Consider the following 20,496-nt stretch of genomic DNA (forward strand, 5'->3'; position numbering starts at 1 on the left):
GATCGGCGGGGCGCGACCGCGCGGAAACCCGCCGGACCCGTGGAAGATGCCGAACCCACACCCCCAACCCCATTACGCTGCGGTTGAGGGCGTTATGGGGCGGAGGGGCTGAGTGATCGAGAACGGAGTGGCGAGCCGTACGGCGATGCCTGGGACGGTCGCGTCCGGTGAGGCGGTCGGCAGGGTGCTCGGCACGCAGGCGGCCTCCCCGCTCTCCTTCTGGATCGGCCTCGAACCAGGCCGGGTCGTCCAGCTCGACGACGTCGTGGTCACCCGCAGGGAGGTCCCCGGCTACGGCCAGGTGCTGGTCGCGGGCGTGGTCGCGACCGTCGAGGCCAGGCACGAGGGCGCCGCCTACGACTCCGACGTCTTCCTCATCGCCGACGGCGCGCTGCCCGCCGCCGTCGTCGAGGTGGCCGAGGTGCGGGTCACCAGGGTCGAGCCTGAGGTGTTCGTGCCGCCGCTGCCCGGTGAGATCGTCTACCGTGCCGGCTCCGGCGACCGCGACCAGGCGCTCTACTTCGACGTGATGGAGCGCCGCGTTCCCATGGGCATGGGCCGCGACGGCCAGCCGCTGTTCGTCAACTTCGACTTCCTCGACGGCACGCGCGGCGCCCACGTGTCCATCTCGGGCGTCTCGGGTGTGGCGACCAAGACCTCCTTCGCCACCTTCCTGCTGTACTCGATCTTCCATTCGGGCGTCCTCCAGGGCGAGGCCGCCAACACCAAGGCGCTGATCTTCTCGGTGAAGGGCGAGGACCTGCTCTTCCTCGACCACCCCAACAGCCGGCTCGACGCCGCCTCGGCCGCCGCGTACGAGCGCCTGGGCCTGCCCGCCGAGCCGTTCGGCAGCGTGCACGTCTTCGCCCCTCCGCGCCCGAACGACCCCAACGCGGTCCCGCACGTCGCCGCCCGCACCCACGGTGTCAGCGCCTTCTACTGGACGCTCGAGGAGTTCTGCAAGGAGGAGCTGCTCCGCTTCGTCTTCGCCGACGCCGACGACGAGCGGGCCGGCTACTCCCTGCTCGTCGGCCAGGTCGCGGCGCGGCTGGCGGCGTGGGCCGTCCCGGTGGAAGGCGGCGCGATCAAGCTGCCCGAGGGTGGGGTGTGCCGCACGTTCTCCGACCTGGTCGAGCTGCTCAGCGACCAGCTCATGGACGAGGCGAGCAGGGTCACCTGGGCGGGCGCCCAGACCCCGCTCGGCACCGTCAACGCCTTCCTGCGCCGCCTGCGCAGCGCGGTCAGGCCGCTGTCGCCGATCATCAGGGCCGACGTGTCGGGCGGCCGTCCGCACTCGATCCGCACGTCCGACGCGCAGGTCTCCATCGTCGACCTGCACAACCTGCCCGAGCGTGCCCAGCGGTTCGTCGTCGGCGTGGTCCTGCGCGGCGAGTTCGCCAGGAAGGAGAGCTCCGGTACGGCCAGGCCGCTGCTGTTCGTCGTGCTGGACGAGCTCAACAAGTACGCCCCCCGCGAGGGCGACTCGCCGATCAAGGAGATCCTGCTCGACGTGGCCGAGCGCGGCCGGTCGCTGGGCGTGATCCTCATCGGCGCCCAGCAGACCGCCTCCGAGGTGGAGCGCCGCATCGTCTCCAACAGCGCGGTGCGCGTGGCGGGCCGCCTCGATCCCGCCGAGGCCGGCCGCTCGGAGTACGGCTGGCTGCCGCCGGCCGTCAGGGACCGGGCCACGATCGCCAAGCCGGGCACCATGTTCGTCGCCCAGCCCGAGATCCCGGTGCCGCTCGCCGTCGCCTTCCCCTTCCCCGCCTGGGCCACCCGGCCGTCGGAGGCGGTGCCGATCAGACCGGCGAGCGAGGACCCGTTCCACGGACTGGTCGAAGAAGAGGACATCCCGCCGTTCTGATCGGAGCCCGATGAAGATCCTGCACACCGCCGACTGGCACGTCGGCAAGGTGCTCAAAGGCCGCTCCCGCATCGACGAGCACCGTGCCGTGCTGAGGGAACTGGTCGCGACCGCCCGCGAGGAGAACGTGGACGCCGTCATCGTCGCCGGCGACGTCTTCGACACCTCCGCGCCCACCCCGGAGGCGCAGGCGCTGGTCATGCCCGCGCTGATGGCGCTGCGCGAGGACGGGCGCGACGTCGTGGTGCTGGCCGGCAACCACGACAACCCGCAGCTGCTCGAGGTCTACCGGCCGGTGCTCGGCGCGCTCGGCATCCAGGTCGTCGGCGCCTTCCGCCGCCCCGACAGGGGAGGCACGCTGTCCTTCACCGCCAGGACCGGCGAGCCCGTACGGCTGGCCGTCCTGCCCTTCCTGTCCCACCGGTACGTGGTGCGCGCGGCCGAGGTGCTGACGGGCACCCCCGCCGAGCACAACCGTGACTACGCCGCCAGGATCGGCGAACTGCTCGGCGCCCTGACCGCCCCCTTCCAGGCCGACACCGTCAACATCGTGGCCACCCACGGCACGCTGCCCGGCGGGGCGTTCGGCGGCGGCGAGCGGGAGGCGCAGTCGATCTTCTCCTACTACTTCGAGGCCACCGCGTTCCCCTCCGCCACCCAGTACGCCGCGCTCGGCCACCTGCACCGCAGGCAGCAGATCGCCGGGCCGTGCCCGATCTGGTACAGCGGCTCGCCCCTCGCCGTCGACTTCGGCGAGGAGGCCAACACCCCCGGCGCGCTGCTGGTCGACGTCTCGCCGGGACGGCCGGCGGTCGTCCGCGAGGTGACGTTCAGGCAGGCCAGGACGCTGCGGACGGTCACCGGCACGCTGGAGCAGCTCGAGGCCATGGATCTCGGCGACGCGTGGGTGAAGGTGATCGTGGAGGAGAAACCGCGCCCGGGGCTGGCCGACACGGTGCGGGAGCTGCTGCCGGGCGCGCTCGACGTGGCGCTCGACGAGCGGTTCCGGCCGGTGCGGGCCGTACCGAAGGCGTCGACCGCCTCGCGCAGCCCGCGCGAGCTGTTCCGCGACTACCTCACCAGCGCCGGACGCCACGACGACCAGGTGGCCGGACTGTTCGACCGGCTCTACGACGAGGTGACCGGCTGATGCGACCGCTCCTGCTGCACCTGGAGAACTTCGGCAGCTTCCGCGCGCCCGTCACGATCGACTTCTCCGACATCGACTACTTCGCCCTGGTCGGCCCGACCGGCGCGGGCAAGAGCACGGTGATCGACGCGATCTGCTTCGCGCTGTACGGCACGGTGCCGCGCTGGGGCAAGGAGAACGTGATCGCCCACGCGCTGGCGCCTTCGGCCGCCGCGGGCAAGGTGGCGCTGGTCTTCGAGAGCGCCGGACGCCGCCATGGCGTGGTCCGCGCGCTCCAGCGCGACGCCAAGGGCACCGTCCGCACCAAGGAGGCCAGGCTCGACGAGCTCGACCCCGCCGTCACGGGCGAGCTGGCGCAGGTGCTGGCGGCGGTGCTGCGGCCGGTCGCCGAGGGCGACGCCGTCACCCCGGAGGTGCAGCGGGTCACGGGCCTGGAGTACAAGTTCTTCACCCAGTGCGTGGTGCTGCCGCAGGGCCGCTTCGCCGAGTTCCTGCACGCCGCGCCGCGCGAGCGGCAGGACCTGCTGGTCCAGCTCCTCGACGCCGACGTCTACGAGCGCATCAGGCAGCGGGCCGTCCGCGAGGAGGAGGCGAGCAAGCAGGCCGCCGCCTTCGCCCGCGACCAGCTCGGCAAGCTGTCCGGCGCCGACGCCGACGCCGAGCGGGCGGCGGCCGACCAGGTCGCCACGCTGCGCGCGCTCGCCGAGCGGATCGACCTCGACCTGCTGCGCGCCCGCGAGGAGGAGATCCGCAGGGCGGCGGCCGACCGCGAGGCGGTCGCCGTCCGGGTCAAGGCGCTGCAGTCGCTGCTGATGCCGCAGGAGGTGCCGACGCTCGCCGAGAGCGCCCGGCAGGCCGCGGCGACCGTGACGGCCTTCGCGGAGGAGGTGGCGGCGCTGGAGGCGGCCGAGCACCAGGCCCACGACGAGCTGGCGGCGCTCGGCGACCGGCACACGATCGCCCACCGCCTGGCCGCCCTCGACGAGCGGGAGCGGGTGACCGCCGCGGCCGGCGAGGCCACGACCGCGGCCGCCCGGGTCCGTGACGCGCTGCCGGACCTGTCGGAGGCGGCGCGCCGTGCCACGGAGGCGCTGGCCGCCGCCGAGCGCGAGCGTGACCGGCTGCGCGACGCCCACACCGCCGCCGACCTGGCCGCCCGCCTGTCGGTCGGCGAGCCGTGCCCCACCTGCCTGCGCCCGCTGACCGAGCTGCCGCACCATCCCGCGCTCGCCGACGTCGGCGCGGCCGAGCGCGCGCTGCGCGCCGCCAGGACGGAGGCCGAGCGCGCCAGGACCGGCCTCGGCAAGGCCGAGACCGAGGCCGCCATGCTCGACTCACAGGTCGCCGCGTTCGCGGCCAGGCTGGCCGAGCTGCCGCCGCCCAGCGAGCGGACCGCCCTGGAGGAGCGCATGACCGCCGTGCGCAAGGCCGATGCGGCCGTGGCCGAGGCGCGCAAGGCCGTACGGGCCGGCCGGGCCAGGCTGGAGCAGGCCCAGCGCACCGCCGACAGCACGCGGCGCCGGACGGAACAGGCGTGGCGCGAGCTGGAGCAGGCCCGTGACGGCGTGCTCACCCTCGGCGCGCACCCCGACGGCACCCCTCCTCCTCCCGTCGACCGGGAGGACCTGCACCGGGCCTGGAGCGCACTGATCGCCTGGCGCGACGAGGCCGGGCGGGCGGCCCGAATCGCGCTGACCGAACGGGAGGCGGAACTCTCCCGGGCGGAGACGAGCCGGGCCGAGGAGCGGGCCAGGCTCACCGGGCTGCTGGCCGAGCACGAGATCGCCGTCCCGGCCCAGGCGGGGCCCGACCAGATCGGCGCGGCCCTCGCCACCGCCGTCGCCCGCGCCGAGAGCAGGCTCGACCGGGTCAGGGAGGACCGCGAGCGCGCCCGCGCGCTCGAGGCGCTGGCCGCCGAGAAGGAGCAGGAGGCCAGGGTCGCCCACGAGCTGACCCTGCTGCTGCGCGCCAACGCCTTCGAGCGGTGGCTGTGCGCCGAGGCGCTGGAGCTCCTGGTCGTGACCGCCTCCGACACGCTGCGGGAGCTGTCCGACGGGCAGTACGAGCTGACCCTCGGCGGCAAGGGCGACATCGAGGTCATCGACCACGGCGAGGCGGGCATGCGGCGCAGCGCGCGCACGCTGTCGGGCGGCGAGACCTTCCAGGCCGCCCTGGCCCTGGCCCTCGCGCTGTCGGGCACCGTGGCGCGCAGCCTCGACTCGATCTTCCTCGACGAGGGGTTCGGCACCCTCGACCCCGCCACTCTCGACACCGTCGCCACCACCCTCGAACGCCTGGCGGCGGGACAGGACCGCATGGTCGGCGTCGTCACGCACGTTCCCGCGCTGGCCGACCGGGTGCCCGTGCGGTTCGAGATCGGCCGCGACACCAAGGGGTCGCACCTGCGGAGGGTGGGAGCATGACGGCGTCCGTGACGGAGTTCACCGTCGATCCCTGGGATCCCGGCTACGCGGCGGCGCTGGCCGTCGAGGCGCTGGCCGAGCTGGGCCCGACGAGCGCCGAGCTGGTCCTCGACGTCGAGTGCGACGCGGCCGACTGGAAGCCGGTCGACCCGTCGCCCGGCACGACCGCGCCGCAGGCGCTGCTGATCGCCGACGGGGTCCGCAGGGTCGACGCGCGCGTGTGGGTGCACGATCCCTCCTCGCCGATGCCGATCCCGGGCATCGCCGCCTCCTACGCGGCCGGGATCGTCGAGTGCGGCCCCTCGGGGGCGACGCTCGCGGCCCTCGAGGTGGGCAGGTCGCTGTTCAGCGCCTCGCCGTACACGCCGGAGGTCAAGACACCGCACGCGACCTACCGGGCGGAGCGGGCCTCGGGGCCGAGCATGGACGAGCTGTCGCTGGCCCTGCAGCGGCAGGTCACGCAGCTGGAGGTCGACCTGGCGGTCAGGTACCGCTCGCGGACCGACGACCTGCTGCTGGTCGACGGGCCCCTGCGCGGGCGCACCCATCTGCCGCGCACGGTCGGCTACATCAAGACCCACCACACCGCCTACCTGCCGGGCCCGCAGAGCGCGGTCGTCTCGGCGCTCGCGCCGGGCCAGCGCACCCCGGTCTTCCTCATGGGCACCAGCTGGCGGCGGCACGCCTGGTACGTGCGGCTGCCCGTCCGCTCGGCCGCGCCGTGGGCGGGCATCGCCCGCTGCGAGGCGGGCGCGGACCTGCCCCGCGACGAGGTCGTACGGCTGGCCGACACGCTCACGCTCGTGCTGCCCGCCCTGGCCGGGGTCGACTACAAGGATCCGCGCGCCCCGCAGAACCTCGTGCCGATCGGCGGCCTGGAGAAGCTGCTGCGCCATCGCCTCGGCGATCCCAAAGTCCTCTACCGCGCCCTGCGCACCGCCGCCCATTCTTGACCGCCTTCCTTTCTCGTGTTTCGGTGGTGATCAACACGAGAAAGGAGCGTCATGGGAAACAGCAACTCCGACGGCGTGACCCTGCTCAAGCCAGGTGCCTCCGTCCTGGAAGACGGATTCTCGCTCACGCTCGCGGAAATGGTGCTGCTCGACGAGTCGTTCACGGTCCGCTGACCGTGGATTCGCGCGCCCGGAGAGAGCGCGAGGTGAGCCTCGCCGATTCGCTCGGCATCATCGAGTCCTTGTTCAGGGACGCGGGATTGTCGGTGGAACTGGTGTCCGCCGGCACGTCGGAGTTTCCCGTCCACCGCTGCTCGGTCCTCGCCCCTTCCGGCGAGATCGTGGCCGAGTCGCTCGGCAAGGGGCGTGGCGAACAGAGCAGGGCGAGCGCTCTCTTCGAGGCGTGGCAGCATCTCCAGCACGAACGCGGCCAGGCCGCGCTTCCCTTCGACACCGAGCGCGTCCGCGTGCTTCCCGTCGGCGCCGTCCTGGACCAGGAGGGGATCGGGGGCGACGAGATGCTCGCCAGGCTCGGCCGCGACTTCCCCTCCGCCTCGCCGGCCTGCCTGCTGCTGGAGCCGCTGAACGGTGGGCGGCCGCTGTGGTACCCGGCCTTCACCAGGTCGCCCGCCTGCAGGGAGCATCCGATTCCCGGCGACGACCTGCGGGGCTACGTGCCGTACCTGCGTTACGCCTACGACAGCGGCACCGCCACGGGCGTGACGGAGAACGAGGCGGTGCTGCACGGCCTGCTGGAGGTGGTCGAGAGGGACGCGCTCTCGCACGCCCTGCTCGACTGGTATCTCGGCGACGGGCCGATCGCCGCCGTGCCGCACGAGGCGGCCCTGGTCCTGGACATCACCTCCGACCTGGGGATTCCCGCCTACTGCGCGCTGCCGGTCGGGGCCGGTGACCCGCCTGGCGTGCTGGGGTCGGGGGCGTCGCTCGACCCCGCGTACGCGATCGAGCGGGCGGTGACCGAGCTGGCGCAGTCGCGTTTCAACATGTCGCTCGGCGTGGACCTCACCCTGGAGCGCAGGCTGGAGTCGCTGCGGCCGTGGCCGCTGCTCGACAGGTGCGCGCGGGTGGACCCGGTGCCCCTGCGGGAGCGGCTGACGTACACCGGGGCCCCTCCGGGCGCGCCGGCCGCCGCCGGCGTCGAGGCGCAGATCGCGCTCGTCCTCGACACCCTGGCCGCCGCGGGGCTGTCGGCCTACCTGTTCCGGTGGAATCCCGGCGGCCCCGGCTGCCCGGTCGTGACGGTCGTCGTTCCCGGAATGGACACCTTCTCCATGGTGCACAACGCGATTCCCGTCCTGCCGACGGGCCGGGCCATGCGCCGGTTGGTTTGATGCGTGCCGTCCTCGGCCGCCGGGATTTCCGGCTGGTGTTCTTCGGAATGGCCGCGAGTCTGCTGGGGGACGCCTCCCTGCTGCTCATTCCGTCGATTCTGGCGAAGAAGATGACGGGCTCCGACGGGGCCGCGGGGCTGGCGTTGTTCTTCTTCACCGCGCCGATGTGTTTCGCGCCGTTCTTCGGCATGGTGATCGACCGGGTGGACCGGCGGCGGTTTCTCGTCGGGGCCTGTCTCGTCTCGGCCGTCGCGCTGCTGCCGCTGGCACTGGTGACAGGCCGGGCGACCTACTGGCTGGTCTACCCGGTGTCGGCCGCGATGGGCTGCTCCTACACCGTGATCTTCGGCGCGCTGAGCGGCCTGCTCAAGACCATGCTGCCCGACGCGCTGCTGGCGCAGGCCAACAACGCCCTGCAGACCACCCGCCACGGCGCCAGGCTGCTCGGCCCGCTGCTCGGCGTGGCCGTCTACACCAGTGCGGGGCTGTGGGCGGCCGTCGCCTTCGACATGGCCACCTTCGTCCTCGCCGCCGTCGCCTTCGCCGTGCTCCCCGCGCCGGCCCGCGGCGCGCGACGTCCGCCGGGCCACTGGCGGGAGGAGTTCACCGCGGGGCTGCGGCACATCAGGCACGAGCGGACGATCCGCCCGGCCGTCACCGCGTTCGTGCTGATGTTCCTGGCCGCAGGGCTGACCGAGTCGATCATCTTCGCGGTCATCGAGGGCCTGGGCCGCCCGCCGGAGTTCACCGCCGTCACCTCCACCGCCATGGGCGTCGGCGCCATCGCCGCCGGCTTCGTGGTGGCCCGCCTGGTCGACAGGCTCGGCGAGCTGCGCATGGTCGGCGCGGGCATCGCCCTGTACGGCGTGGCCATCGGCATGTGGCTGGTGCCTGCCGAGACCGCGATGGTCGCCTCGATGGCGCTGGCCGGGATCAGCCTCACCCTCGCCGGCGTCGCCGTCCGCACCCTGCTCCAGCGCCGCAGCCCCGACGAGGTGGTGGGGCGCGTCTCCACCGCCTTCGACGCCCTGAGCGGCGGCGGGCAGCTGCTGTCCGTCGCGGCGGGCGCCGTCGTCGTGACCCTGATCGACCATCGCCTGCTGCTGCTGGTGGTGGTCGTGTGCGTCGTGCTGTCCGGGCTGCACGCCGTCCGCGCCTCCACCCGGATGTCCCTCGGCTGACCGGTCCTTTGGTTCGAAAGGATATAACCTACTGAACAAACCTGAAATATAGGAAAACTGGAGGACGCGTGGCCCTCAGCCGCCTGACGGTCTATCCCCTGGGCAGCATGAGCATCACGACCTTCGTCGGGATCATGCTGCTCGTCCAGTGGCCAGAGGGCGACCCCGGCAAGGCCCGCGAGGTGGCGGCGGTGTGGCGGCGCATCGCCGCGCGCGTCGACACCAGCCTGCGCGACATGGACGAGGTCGCCGAGGCGGTGTGGAAGACCAACACGGGCGAGGGCGTCGACGCGTTCGAGGCCTACTGGCGGGATCGGCTCAAGCCGTACCCGCCGCAGGTCTCCGCCTACGCGCGCGGCCTGGCCAAGGTGTGCGACGACTACGCCGACGTGCTGGACGACACCCAGCGCAAGGTCCTCCAGATGGCCATCATCTCCTACCTGGAGATGCTGATGTTCATGGCCTGGCCGGAGATCGGCGGGATGACGACCTGGTTCGCGCGCAGGGCGATGCGGAAGGTGCAGGCCAAGCTCCTGCTCAGGCTGGCCGAGTACGTCTCGGGCAGCCTGTTCTACGCCATCGCCGACCAGATCATCGTGGACGGCGTCAAGCTCGCCTTCGGCGACGACATCGGCTCGCTGGAGGACAACCTCGTCGCCATGGGCAAGAACTTCGCCGCCGCCATGGTCTTCTACAGCATCGATCCGGCCAACTTCAAGCGCGTGGGCGTCGACAAGATCCTGCCGAAGAACGCGGACCTGCAGAAGTACGTGGTGTTCCTGGCCGGGTCGAGCGTGTTCACGGTGACCGCGAACGCCCTGAACCGGCCTGGCGACATCCTCGACGACCCCGCCGGCCTGCTGCCGACCTGGCAGCAGATGATCAGCAAGTTCCTGGTCGGCGCGGGGCAGCTCGGCAAGGGATGGAGCCGCCAGGGAGGCTAGAGGGAGTCGTAGAAGCGCCTGGCGTCCTCGATGTAGGGCGCCATGGTGTCGTCGATCGTCTCCGACACGCGTGTCGCGGCGTCGGCCGCGGCGGCCCGCGCGGCTTCGAGCACCGCCTCGGCCAGCGCCGCCGAGCCCAGCCTCATCGCGCGCGGATCGATCGTCAGGCCGGACAGGGCGCCGCCGGGGACGACCTCCAGGCGGACCAGCCCGTCCGCGGCCTCACCGTGGCCGCGGACGTCGGCCATGCGCTGCCTGGCCTCGTGGAGGGGGCGCATCTCCGCCTCGAAGTCGGCGAGCAGCCGGCGAACCTCGGTGTCGATGGTGGGCTCGGTCAAGGGAACTCCGATCACGGCTGGTAGGTGGGCGGTGCGGGCACCTTCGGAGTCGCCTTGATCGTGGCCCAGGTGGCCACGTCGAGGCTGACGGTCGACAGGCGCAGGCGGGCGGCGATCTCCGGGTAGGCGTCCCGCAGCGCCTCGATGGAGGTGGCCGCGTCGGTGGCGTGCTTCACGTAGTCGCGCTTGAACTTCACGCCTCTGTCGTCGTCGCCGGCGAAGTCGCCGATGGCGGTGATGGCGGCCACCAGGCCGATGAGGTCGGCGCCGAACAGGTCGTGCTCGTCGGCGAAGGCCTTCGCGGCGCTCTCGAAGGAGGAGAAGTGGGCATCGGTCGTGGTCGGTCGCGCGCCGGAGGGGGCGGGCTCGTCCGGGGGCATGGAGTCCTTTCCGACAACATGTTTGATATTGCCTACCTTTTTAATAGGTTAATCACTCGGCTGGCAAGCCGTCGCACAAGGACATCGCGCCCCTCCGGCCGAACGCGGCGGCGCGCACGCCCCGCCGTACCAGGGCGGGCAGGCACAGCGCCGTGCCGAGCGCGCCGATCCACACCGCGGCCGACAGCCCGGCCAGCGCGGTGGCCGCGGCGGACAGCAGCGCGCCGACCGCCACGGCGCCCCAGATGAGGAAGCGGTGCACCGCGCCGACCCGGCCGAGAAGCGCGGCGGGGGCGGCCGTGTGCCGCAACGTCAGCGAGGTGGGGTTGAAGGCCCCCTCGCCCACGCAGTGCAGGATGCTCGCCGCGACCAGCCCGGCCGCGCCCACCGTGGTGCCGAGCACCGGCATGGACACGATGCCCGCCACCGACACGACGGCCGCGCCGACCAGCGTGCGCGGCGCGCCGAACCGGCGTACCAGCCGCGCCGAGGCGAGGGTGCCGATGGGGTGGCCCGCCGCCGCGGCGCCCAGCACCACGCCGATCCACTGCGGCGACAGGCCGAGCACGTCGCGGCAGTAGAGCACCAGGCTCGTCTCGAGCATCGACAGGAAGAGCACGTAGCTGGTGCCGCAGGCGATGATCGGCTCCAGCAGGGGGTGGCCCGCCACGAAGCGCAGGCCCTCCACGATGTCCCTGCGCAGCCAGCCGCGCTCCCGGGCGGGGGCCTGCCGTACCGGCTCCCGGTGCCTGATCAACGCCAGCGACAGCACCGACGCGGCGAAGCTGAGCACGTTGGCGGCCACCGCGCCCGCCACACCGAGCGCCTGGATGAGCGGGCCCGCCGCCATCGGGCCCACCGTGTTGGACACCGACTCCGACAGCGCCAGGCGGGCGTTGCCGGAGTGCAGGCGCTCGCGGTCGCGGATCAGGGAGGGCAGGTAGGAGGAGTAGGCCACCTGGAAGAACACCACCGCGCAGCCGCTCACCAGCACCAGCCCGAGCAGGAGCGGGAAGGTCAGCGCACCCGTGGCCAGCAACCCCCAGACAGCGCCGAACGCGGCAATCTGGACACCGTCGCAAACCAGCATCACCGTACGGCGCGGCAGCCGGTCCACGATCGCCCCGGCGGGCAGGCCGAGCGGCAGGAACGGGAGGAAGAGCGCGAACGGCAGCAACGCCGCCTGCGCGGGCGACACGTCCAGCGCGGTCACCGCCACCAGCGGCAGCGCCAGCTTCATGAACTGGTCGCCGAACAGGGAAAGCGACTGCCCTGCCCACAGCAGGCCGAAGTCGCGACGCACATCATCGATACGAAGCAGCACGGCTCCGTAGCCTGCTGCGCCGGTACCCGGCCCGGCTCGCGGGATTCGGACCCCGCGTTACGAGGTCCGGATCCCGCCATCGAGCTCGGCCCGGGTGGGCAGCCCCTGCCAGTCGCTGGCGCTGGTCACCGCGGCGGCGCCGAGCGCGGCGCCCCTGCCGAGCCGCTCCTGCGGGGTAAGCCCGTCGAGCACGGCGCTGAGGTACCCGGCCGCGAACGCCGCCCCGGCGCCCATGGTGTCGACGACCGGCACCGGCAGCGCGGGCGCGTCGTAGCGGACTCCGCCGGAGCGCACGCTGGCGCCCTTCGGACCGCGCGTGACGACGACCTCCCTGTCGGGAGTGAGAGCCGGCTTGACCAGGTCGAGCTCGTCCTGCCGGACGAACAGGAGCGAGCTCCTGCGCGCCAGCGCGCCCAGCACCTCCTCGGCCTCGGTGAGCGAGGGCCACAGGGCGGCGTGGTAGTCGACGGACATCGACACGGGGACCCCGGCGGTCAGGGCGGCGCCGACGGCTGTCTCGACCGCGTCGCGCGGGTCCAGGCCGAGCGCGGGGGTTACTCCGGTGATGTGCAGCAGGCGCGAGGCGGCGATCCTGTCGATGGGCACGTTTCCCGGTGACAGCCGCGAGCCCGCCGACCTGACGCGGTAATGGGTGACGCGGGGATCATGGCCGACTCTCGACTCCTTCAACAGCAGGCCGGTGGGCGCGGTGCCGTCCTCGCGCATGTCCGAGACGTCCACGCCCTCGCCGCGCAGCACCGTGGTGATCCGCGCGCCCAGCTCGTCGGCGCCCACCTTGCCGAGGAAGCTCACCCGGTGACCCAGCCTGGCCAGCGCGATCGCGAGGGTGAGCTCGGGTCCGCCCACGTCGATGCGCGCCTCGCCGTCGTGGCGGATCCGGCCGCTGGACACCACACCGAGGGGCTCGCCCATCGTGTAGACGTCACTCATGTGATCAACACTACAGAATCATAATTTTTCACATCAGAATCCCAGGTCACACAAATGATCGTTTTGTGAGCAAAACTTTCCCCTCTCTCGAGTCAACCTTTTCTCGTTAGTGTGCCTCTAAGTGGTAGAGGGGGTCGGGCAATCCCGAGCCTGACCCCATCAACACGGGGAGAGGAATCAGCACCCTCATGAAGAAGATCGCAGCAGGCCTCATCGCCGCCGCCATGGGTGGCGCTCTGCTTGTCACCGGCGGCACCGCCGCCCAGGCTCGCACCACCCTTGACGTCCAGATCCACGACATCCAGCCCGACCCCGTCGTCGTCGCCAAGGGCGGCGAGACGACGGCCACGTTCTTCGTCGAGGCCACGAAGGACGCCAAGGTCGAGCTCAGGGTCGAGCCGGTGAGCGACATCCGCACGTTCGCGGCCAAGAACGTCAGCGTCATCCCCAACGGGGACAACTGGAAGTTCACGGTGCCCTTCAGCTCCGGTGACGAGGGCAAGTGGCGCGCCATCGCCACCGCCACCAAGGGCGGCGAGACCGACCGCGACAAGGCCACCTTCGACGTCGAGGTGAAGGGCGGCAAGGCCGACACCCGCATCACCAGCTTCAGGGCCAACCCCGACCCGGTGAAGAAGGGCCGCAGCATCTGGTTCTCCGGGCGCCTTCAGGTCGACGACGAGGGCTGGGACGGCCTGCGCGGCGGCGAGGTCGAGATCTACTTCCGCGCCAACGGCTCCAGCGGCTGGAAGTACGTCACGAGCACCGAGACCCGGTGGGGCGGCAAGTTCAGCGCCAAGACCCGCGCCTGGAAGAGCGGCACGTTCAAGGCCGTCTACGACGGTGACGACGAGACCAACGGTTCGGAGAGCCGTACCGACTGGGTCCGCGTCTACAGCTGGCACCACTGAGCACCACTGAGCTCGGCTGAGTACCACTGAGCACCACTGAGAAAGCCGGTCCGCGCGCACGCGGGCCGGCTTTTTCGCGCGACGATGCGGGGCATCGCCGAGCCCGAGGCTCCTACCTGCGGTGAGTGCCCGCCGGCAGGCGTGACGGCCCGGAGCCGGGGTAGCGCTCTCAGTATGGAGCAGTTGAAGGAATTCGATCCTTTCGACATCTTCGACACCGAGGCGGCCAGACTCGACAGGTTCTTCTCCTCGCTCGACGAGGAAGAGTGGGACCGGCCGACCCGGTGCGCCGGCTGGTCGGTGCGTGACGTGCTCGCGCACCTGGCGGGGGAGGAGCTCTACAACCACGCCTGCCTCGACGGCGACGTGGAGGGGTTCTTCGACCTGGTCGAGCGCGAGGGTGTCAAGGGGTTCGACCAGTTCAACCAGTGGTGCGTCGAGCAGCGCCGCGAACTGCCCGTCGAGCAGGTGCTGGAGGAGTGGCGGACCAAGAACGGGGAGACACGCGAGCGGATGCGCGCCCTCGGCCGCGAAGGCGTCCTGCAGACGTCCGCGGGGCCGTACCCGGTCGACATGCAGACCTACCACTACGACTCCGAGTACGCCACGCACGCCGACGACGTGGGCGCGCCCGTCTCGGACGACGAACGCGACCAGCGCACCTGGTGGCGGCTGCAGCTGGCCAGGCAGGTGCTGGCCGAGCAGGGTGCGAAGGTGCAGGTGGAGACGATGGCCGACCACGTGTGGGTGTACACCGACGGGGCCAGCGACAGCCTGTCGTTCCCCGCGTTCGTCGAGGCCACCGTGGGCAGGACGACTCCGGAGCACGCGGTCGACCAGAGGATCGCGACAGCGCTGCGCTGCCTGGCGTGAGAGGAGCCGGAGAGGAGCGGTCATGTGGCAGCGGCATCCTGAGGGCACGGAGCCCGTCAGCGCGCGGAGCCCGCTGCGTGCCAGGAAGATCATGTCGAGTGTCGCGCTGCCCCTGGCGCTCGTCGGAACGGTGGTGTTCACCGTCCTGGCGATGCGCACGGGCCGGGAGGTCTGGTGGTGGGAGACGGCCATCGCCGCGGCGGTGGCCCTGTTCGCCGCCATCGACCTGGGGGTGCTGCACTATCACCGCACGCGCCGCTGATCGCCCGTCGCCCTGCGGGTGCCGCACTATCGCCGCTGATGGCCCGTCGCCCTGCGGAGCGCGGCGGCCAGGCCTGCGGCGGAGAAGGCAGGCAGTACGGCGGCCAGATGCCCGTCCGGCCTGACCAGGTGCACGCTGTCGGCGCCCGCGTCGAGCAGGCCCGCGTCCATGCCCAGGCCGGGTAGCGCGACCACCTCGGCTGGCGCGACTCCGGCCACGGCCTCCGCGGCCGGCTCCACCCGGTCCGCGCGCGCCACCAGCACCGTGAAGCCGGGGCCGAAGCGCTGCCGCAGCCGCCCGCCTGGCACCCGCGCGTCGGGACAGATCACGCCGGGCACCGGGGGCCGCGCCGCCCCCGGTTCGGCCGGCACCGGCACGGGGGAGGGTGTCGTCAGCGGCGAGTCGACGTACCAGTACGGCTCGGCCAGCTTCCCCGAGTCGATCGACCGCCGCGCCTGCGGGTCGCGCACGGCTCGCTCCAGCACCTGCCTGCGCCACTCCCACTGCTCGGCGCTCTGCGGAACCAGGAACTCCATCGTCCTGCCGGTCACCGCCAGGTTGACCAGCGCGGCGGCCCGCCGTTCGACGTCGTAGGAGTCCAGGAGCGCGGCGGGGGCGCCCCGCCGTACCAGAGCGAGCTTCCACGCGAGGTTCTCGGCGTCCTGCAGGCCCGAGTTCAGGCCCCGCGCGCCGAAGGGCGCGAACAGGTGGGCGGCGTCGCCGGCCACGAACACCCGCCCCCGCCCGAAGGCGGCCGCCACCCGCGAGTGAAAGCGGTAGACGGTCAACCACACGATCTCGTACGGCAGGCTGCCCGTGATCCGCCTGATCATCGCGTCGACGTCGGCCGTGCCGGGGTCGAAGCCGGGCGGCACCTGCCAGTCGATCCGCCACACCGAGTCGGGGCACTGGTGCACGAGCACCTGCCGTCCGGGGTTCCACGGCGGGTCGAAGTAGAAGCGCCGCTCGCTGGGGAAGGGCAGCGTGGCCTTGATGTCGCAGATGAGGAACAGGTCGGCGAACGACCGGCCGGGGAAGCCGATCCCGGCCAGCCGGCGTACGGCGCTGCGCGGACCGTCCGCCCCGACCAGGTGGCTGCCGCGCACCGGCCCGTCGCCGGTGAGAACGTCGACGCCGTCCGCGTCCTCGCGGTAGCCGATCACCGCGCTGCCGTACCTGAGGTCGACGAGCGGCTCGGCGGCGACACGGGCGCACAGCAGTTCCTCGACCCGCGCCTGCGAGATGTTGATCCACGGCGGCACCTCCGCCCTGGGGAAGGTCACCGAGAACAGCTCATGATCGCGGAAGTAGGTGCGGCCGGTGGTCCAGGTGACGCCTTCGGCGACCATCGGGGCGGCGACGCCGACCCGGTCGAGGATGTCGAGCACGTCGCGCTGGAAGCAGATCGCCTTCGAGCCCGTGGGGTCGCGGCGGGCCGCCGCCTCCAGCACCACCGTCGGCACCCGCCACCTGGCCAGCAGCAGGGCCGTGGCCAGCCCCACCGGGCCGGCCCCCGCGATCACGACTGGAGCTGGTTCCATACCGCCCTGTCCCGTTCCGCCGTCCAGATGATGGGCCGTTCGACGCCGTCCAGTTCGTCCCAGAGCCTGGAGACGTTGAACGGCAGGCAGTGCTCGAAGATCGGCCAGCGGCCGTACCGGGGCGCCAGCGCGGCGTGGGCGGCCTCGAACGCCTCCTTCAACGTGCCCGACCGCCGGTGGACCGTACCGACCTCGCGCAGCATCACCTCGAGGAAGTCACGGGTCTGCCCGATCGCCGCCGGCACGTCGCACGTGACCGCCCCGCGTCCGCCGATCAGGGTCGCGGCGCCGAGCGCGGCGACACGGTCGAGCGTGGTCGTCGACCACTCGCGGTGGAAGGCGTCGCCGGTGTAGAGGGCCGCCTGCGCCTCGACCAGGTCGCCGGCGAACAGGATCCGCTGGTCCGGCAGCCAGGCCACGATGTCGCCCTCGGTGTGCCCCCTGCCGAGGTGCCGGAGCTCGAGGAACCTGCCCCGCCCGAGGTCGATCCGGACCGTCTCGGTGAAGGTCAGCGTCGGCCTGGTCAGGCCGGGGATCGAGCCGGGATCCTTGAACAGGCGCGGCATCCTGCCGTACTCCGACTCCCAGTCCTGCAGGCCGCGCTCCTCGATGAGGAACCTGGTGTTCTCGTGCGCGACGATGACGTCCGCGGCGAACGCCGAGGCGCCCAGCACCCTGACGGCGTGGTAGTGCGACAGGACCAGGTAGCGGACGGGTTTGTCGGTGTGTTCGCGCAGCCGCTCCAGCCACTGGCGGGCGGCGGCCGGGGTGGCCATGGCCTCGAAGCAGATCAGGAAGTCGTCGGCCTCGACGGCGCCGACGTTCGGGTCGCCCTCGGCGGTGAGCGCGTAGACGCCCTCGCCGACGATCTCCAGGGTCTGGGTCTTGTCCGTCAGGTCGGCGGACGAGGCGAACGCGCGCATACCGGGATCTCTACCCCGCCCGCGCGGCAAGCCACCGCCCCGTCCCGCCGGAACCCGTCCCGCGTCCGGGTACGGCTCGGCCAGCCGTTCGGCAGCTTGAGCACGACCTGGTCGACGCTCACCGGCGAGCCGAGGTCGACCTGGATCCACTGCGGGAAGGCGTTGTCGGCGCTCTCCCCGTAGGTGGCCTGGTTGCCTTCGTCGGCGTTGGCGGCGGGATAGACGTCGGTGTGGCTGCTCTCGGACATCTGCCTGCCCGCGGCGAGGTCGGGCCCCGCGGACCACGGGGCTGAGGAACCGCCGGACAGCCGTTGTCGATGAGAACGATCTCGCTAGGGGTGCCAACGGGCGGAAACGGTATGCGAGTGGGACAGCTGCTGGTCAGCGTCGCGCGAGCGCTGCGTAGGCGGTGGATCGGCCGATCTTGAGGGGGCGGGCGCAGTCGCGCACCGATGTTCAAGCGTCGATCCGACCGGCTCCGAAAGGATGAGGCACGACCTGCAGGCCAGGAAAGGACGACGATGACGGAACAGCCGCACGGGCACACTTTCGAGATCCTCCACCGCGATCCCCAGATCACGGCGAGCATCAGGATGACGGTCGCGATCGCCCGCCTGTCGGAGGCTCAGGGCGAAGGGTTCTCGGAACTGTGGAAGTACACCCAGCAGCCCGGCGTGAGCGTGGAGGGACAGCCCTTCGTCAGGTACCACACCTTCGAGGAGGGCGAGACGGACGTGGAGGTCGGCGTGCCCGTGGCCGGACGTCCTGTCAGCGCGGGACGTGTCGCCTCCGCCGAGCTGCCGGGTGGCACGGCCGTCGCCACGTGGCACCTCGGATCGCACGACAGCCTGGGCGACACCTACGCCCTGCTGGGCGCATGGCTGAAGGAGCACGACCGCGAGCCTGACGGCGGGGCGTGGGAGGTCTACCATTGGTTCGACCTCAGCACACAACCCGATCCGTCCAGCTGGCCCGCCCCGGCGACCTGGCGTACCCAGCTGATCCAGCCGATTCGCTGACGCCGGTCGTTCGCCATCACGGCGTCCGACATTCGCATCCTCGGCTCGCCGCCGGCCCTCACCGCCGGCCGCGCCAGCGCCTCCCGCCGCGAGAGCCTCACCGCGGCCGTCGCGGGCGTGGCGCTCTGTTGGAAGATCGCGCGACTGGTCCATGTGTTGCCGAACCGCGATGATTTCGACGGCGGTGAAGGCGATCGGGCGGCGAGTCTGGATGTCATGTGGCGACAGGAGCTCGGCAAGGATCCCGGCTTGGGCATGTCCGTTCATGACATCCGCAGTGGAGGGCAGGTCAAGGGCTGGTCGTCGTGGGCTCCGGACGTCGGCGACGCCGTGGTGCTGATGCGGATGGGGGGCTTCCGCCGGCACGCGTCGGGGCAGGACTCCTTCCTCGACGCGGCCAGCGGTTACCTGACCAGAAAAGGGCTGGAAGAGCGCTTCGCCTATCCGTCGGCGAGCGAGATCCGCTACACCTGGATCATGTTGACCCCTGACGCCTACGACGAATACGTCGCGGGCGTCCAGGGCGCTCCAGGCTGGATGCTGGCAATCACCGCCTTGCTCGACCTGCGCCATCGCGAGCTGCTGTCAGCCTGCAGGAGAGGCGCTGACCACCTGGAGGTGGGTGAACGGTTGCAGAGCCTGCTGGCGGCTCTCCCGCCGCGGACCGAGCGGCCCGGCCCCGGTATGCCGCCCACGACGCGGGTGATCCACCGCCGCATGACCATCGCCGTGCAGGAGGCGCTCTCCTGCGGTCACCTCAACGACAGTGTCACGGACCTGGCCCGGCTGGTCGGCGCCTCGCCCAAGCATGTCGGAAGGATCTTCCGCCACGTCACCGGGCGCACGATCAGCGAGTATCGCAACGAACTGAGGGTGCGGGCCGTGCTGGAGCACATGGCCGACGGAGGCGCCCAGTTCGCCGAACTGGCCACCATGTACGGCTTCGCCGATCACGCGCACCTGACCCGGACGGTCCGCAAGCATCTCGCCGAGACGCCCAGCGCCCTGCGCGCACGCCTCGACCTCGGCGGCCTCTGACCGTCGCGTGACCCGTTGACCACCGCGCCGACCACCCCGTTCGCAGGCAGGTGCGCACAGCCGGCATCGGGGCCGGTGTGACGGAGGGGTCAGCGCTTGCGCACGAGGGTCACGCGGTCGCGCACGGGCAGCATCACGGACTCGACCCGCTCGTCCCGCTGCGGCGCTGGCGGGCGGCCTCGTACAACACCACGGTCGCCGCGCTGGCGGCGTTCAAGGAACTGGCCGAGCCGGCCATCGGGATGCGCGCCATCGTGTCGCATGCCTGCCGCCATCCCGCGCTCAGCCCGGTGGTCTCGTTACCGACGACCAGCAGGGTGGGGCCGGTCAAGTCCAGTTCGGCGACCTCGCGACTGCCGTTCTCGTCGGTGCCCACCACCATCAGCGGCAAGCCCCGGCCGCGCAGCTCTGCCACCCACGCCAGTACCTCTCGGTGGGAGTGGGACCGCACCACCGGCAGCGCCAGCAGCGACCCGGTGGAGGCCCGCACCGAACGAGGATCATAGGGGTCGGCGGCGTGCCCGGTGACGATCAGACCAGCGCCGCCGAACGCGTCCAACGAGCGTGCCATGGTCCCGATGTTGCCGGGAGTGTTCGGCCGGTCGAACACCGCGCCCAGGAAAGACGGCCCCACCTGGATACGGGACAGCTCATCGTCGGGCAGCCCGACCACCGCCACCAGTTCGGGTACGTCCTCGTCCTTGCCGCCCAGCTCCCGCAACAGGTTGGGGGCCATGGACACCCGCTCGCCGCCCGCCTCCTTCAGCATCTGCTTCGCCCAGTTCGACAGCGGTCGCTCGGCGTCGTAGATGAGCGCATGCACCGGCCAGCCGAACTCGATTGCCAGGCTGATCGGGCGTACGCCCTGGATCAGGAACTCCTTGGCCCGCTGCCGTTTGGCCCGGTTTCCCAGCAGCGCCTGCCACTGCTGGAACCGCGCGTTCGCCCGCGTGATGCGTAACTGCGCCGATAACGATGGGCTCCGATCAGTCACGCTCTACAGAATGATCAGTTCCTCAAGCGATGGCAAACCAGGTGAGGCAGGCCGAGGACCGCGAGCGCCAGCGCG

General features: G+C 71.8%; 21 protein-coding genes. 13 read left to right on the plus strand and 8 right to left on the minus strand.

Annotated elements, in window-relative coordinates; all coding sequences use genetic code 11:
- The first annotated feature begins 112 nt into the window (after positions 1-112).
- The 8 genes from ABZX22_RS36890 (at position 113) to ABZX22_RS36925 (ending at position 9,867) form a co-directional block, all read left to right on the plus strand.
- Complete coding sequence (locus tag ABZX22_RS36890; protein WP_354918947.1) at positions 113-1,864, plus strand: ATP-binding protein; 1,752 nt, start codon at positions 113-115, stop codon at positions 1,862-1,864.
- 10 nt (positions 1,865-1,874) lie between these two features.
- Complete coding sequence (locus tag ABZX22_RS36895; RefSeq protein ID WP_354918949.1) at positions 1,875-3,014, plus strand: exonuclease SbcCD subunit D; 1,140 nt, start codon at positions 1,875-1,877, stop codon at positions 3,012-3,014.
- The gene (locus tag ABZX22_RS36900) at positions 3,014-5,437 is read left to right on the plus strand and encodes an SMC family ATPase (protein ID WP_354918952.1); all 2,424 of its coding nucleotides are present in this window, start codon (positions 3,014-3,016) and stop codon (positions 5,435-5,437) included. The genes ABZX22_RS36895 and ABZX22_RS36900 overlap by 1 nt, the downstream gene beginning before the upstream one ends.
- On the plus strand, positions 5,434-6,390 hold the full coding sequence (locus ABZX22_RS36905; protein ID WP_354918955.1) for a hypothetical protein: 957 nt from the start codon (positions 5,434-5,436) through the stop codon (positions 6,388-6,390). Before ABZX22_RS36900 ends, ABZX22_RS36905 begins: the two co-directional genes overlap by 4 nt.
- Positions 6,391-6,441: 51 nt before the next feature.
- On the plus strand, positions 6,442-6,564 hold the full coding sequence (locus ABZX22_RS36910; RefSeq protein WP_354918957.1) for a hypothetical protein: 123 nt from the start codon (positions 6,442-6,444) through the stop codon (positions 6,562-6,564).
- A 32-nt stretch (positions 6,565-6,596) separates the two neighbouring features.
- Positions 6,597-7,742: a YcaO-like family protein gene (locus ABZX22_RS36915; protein WP_354918960.1), complete on the plus strand. Its 1,146-nt coding sequence runs from the start codon at positions 6,597-6,599 to the stop codon at positions 7,740-7,742.
- The gene (locus ABZX22_RS36920; RefSeq protein WP_354918964.1) at positions 7,742-8,923 is read left to right on the plus strand and encodes an MFS transporter; all 1,182 of its coding nucleotides are present in this window, start codon (positions 7,742-7,744) and stop codon (positions 8,921-8,923) included. Before ABZX22_RS36915 ends, ABZX22_RS36920 begins: the two co-directional genes overlap by 1 nt.
- Positions 8,924-9,030: 107 nt before the next feature.
- Entirely contained in the window at positions 9,031-9,867 is an 837-nt protein-coding gene (locus tag ABZX22_RS36925) for a hypothetical protein (RefSeq protein ID WP_354918967.1), read from the plus strand.
- On the opposite strand, the gene ABZX22_RS36930 is transcribed toward ABZX22_RS36925, so the two are convergent.
- From ABZX22_RS36930 to ABZX22_RS36945, 4 genes are read right to left on the minus strand one after another with little or no spacing between them, the layout of a single operon-like run.
- The gene (locus tag ABZX22_RS36930) at positions 9,864-10,205 is read right to left on the minus strand and encodes a YbaB/EbfC family nucleoid-associated protein (RefSeq protein ID WP_354918970.1); all 342 of its coding nucleotides are present in this window, start codon (positions 10,203-10,205) and stop codon (positions 9,864-9,866) included. The two genes, ABZX22_RS36925 and ABZX22_RS36930, sit on opposite strands and share 4 nt — an antisense overlap.
- An 11-nt stretch (positions 10,206-10,216) precedes the next feature.
- Positions 10,217-10,585, minus strand: coding sequence for a hypothetical protein (locus ABZX22_RS36935; protein ID WP_354918973.1), 369 nt, complete (start codon positions 10,583-10,585; stop codon positions 10,217-10,219).
- Positions 10,586-10,637: 52 nt separating this feature from the next.
- Positions 10,638-11,909, minus strand: coding sequence for an MFS transporter (locus ABZX22_RS36940; protein ID WP_354918976.1), 1,272 nt, complete (start codon positions 11,907-11,909; stop codon positions 10,638-10,640).
- Positions 11,910-11,966: 57 nt separating this feature from the next.
- A complete protein-coding gene (locus ABZX22_RS36945) occupies positions 11,967-12,860 on the minus strand; it encodes a sugar kinase (RefSeq protein WP_354918979.1) in 894 nt (297 codons plus the stop codon).
- 188 nt (positions 12,861-13,048) lie between these two features.
- Between ABZX22_RS36945 and ABZX22_RS36950 the strand changes: the two genes are divergently transcribed.
- The 3 genes from ABZX22_RS36950 (at position 13,049) to ABZX22_RS36960 (ending at position 14,906) form a co-directional block, all read left to right on the plus strand.
- Positions 13,049-13,771, plus strand: coding sequence for a hypothetical protein (locus tag ABZX22_RS36950; protein ID WP_354918982.1), 723 nt, complete (start codon positions 13,049-13,051; stop codon positions 13,769-13,771).
- Positions 13,772-13,945: 174 nt separating this feature from the next.
- Entirely contained in the window at positions 13,946-14,644 is a 699-nt protein-coding gene (locus tag ABZX22_RS36955) for a maleylpyruvate isomerase family mycothiol-dependent enzyme (RefSeq protein WP_354918985.1), read from the plus strand.
- A gap of 22 nt (positions 14,645-14,666) precedes the next feature.
- Positions 14,667-14,906 carry a DUF6343 family protein gene (locus ABZX22_RS36960; protein ID WP_354918987.1) on the plus strand — a complete coding sequence of 80 codons (240 nt, stop codon included), beginning with the start codon at positions 14,667-14,669 and terminating at the stop codon, positions 14,904-14,906.
- A 26-nt stretch (positions 14,907-14,932) separates the two neighbouring features.
- Here ABZX22_RS36960 and ABZX22_RS36965 read toward each other — a convergent pair whose 3' ends face one another.
- The 3 genes from ABZX22_RS36965 to ABZX22_RS36975 are packed head-to-tail and all read right to left on the minus strand — an operon-like array spanning position 14,933 to position 17,618.
- Positions 14,933-16,447 carry an FAD-dependent monooxygenase gene (locus ABZX22_RS36965; RefSeq protein WP_354918990.1) on the minus strand — a complete coding sequence of 505 codons (1,515 nt, stop codon included), beginning with the start codon at positions 16,445-16,447 and terminating at the stop codon, positions 14,933-14,935.
- Positions 16,426-17,370 carry an MBL fold metallo-hydrolase gene (locus tag ABZX22_RS36970; protein ID WP_354918992.1) on the minus strand — a complete coding sequence of 315 codons (945 nt, stop codon included), beginning with the start codon at positions 17,368-17,370 and terminating at the stop codon, positions 16,426-16,428. The genes ABZX22_RS36965 and ABZX22_RS36970 overlap by 22 nt, the downstream gene beginning before the upstream one ends.
- Positions 17,340-17,618 carry a discoidin domain-containing protein gene (locus ABZX22_RS36975; RefSeq protein WP_354918995.1) on the minus strand — a complete coding sequence of 93 codons (279 nt, stop codon included), beginning with the start codon at positions 17,616-17,618 and terminating at the stop codon, positions 17,340-17,342. The genes ABZX22_RS36970 and ABZX22_RS36975 overlap by 31 nt, the downstream gene beginning before the upstream one ends.
- Positions 17,619-17,891: 273 nt before the next feature.
- On the opposite strand from ABZX22_RS36975, the gene ABZX22_RS36980 reads away from it, so the two are divergent.
- On the plus strand, positions 17,892-18,389 hold the full coding sequence (locus tag ABZX22_RS36980) for a GyrI-like domain-containing protein (protein WP_354918998.1): 498 nt from the start codon (positions 17,892-17,894) through the stop codon (positions 18,387-18,389).
- A gap of 255 nt (positions 18,390-18,644) precedes the next feature.
- Entirely contained in the window at positions 18,645-19,427 is a 783-nt protein-coding gene (locus ABZX22_RS36985; RefSeq protein ID WP_354919000.1) for a helix-turn-helix transcriptional regulator, read from the plus strand.
- A gap of 133 nt (positions 19,428-19,560) precedes the next feature.
- Here ABZX22_RS36985 and ABZX22_RS36990 read toward each other — a convergent pair whose 3' ends face one another.
- Positions 19,561-20,421: a TrmH family RNA methyltransferase gene (locus ABZX22_RS36990; protein ID WP_354919003.1), complete on the minus strand. Its 861-nt coding sequence runs from the start codon at positions 20,419-20,421 to the stop codon at positions 19,561-19,563.
- Positions 20,422-20,496: the final 75 nt, after the last annotated feature.

The organism is Nonomuraea sp. NPDC003804 (assembly GCF_040610675.1).
In the GTDB taxonomy this organism is placed as follows: domain Bacteria; phylum Actinomycetota; class Actinomycetes; order Streptosporangiales; family Streptosporangiaceae; genus Nonomuraea.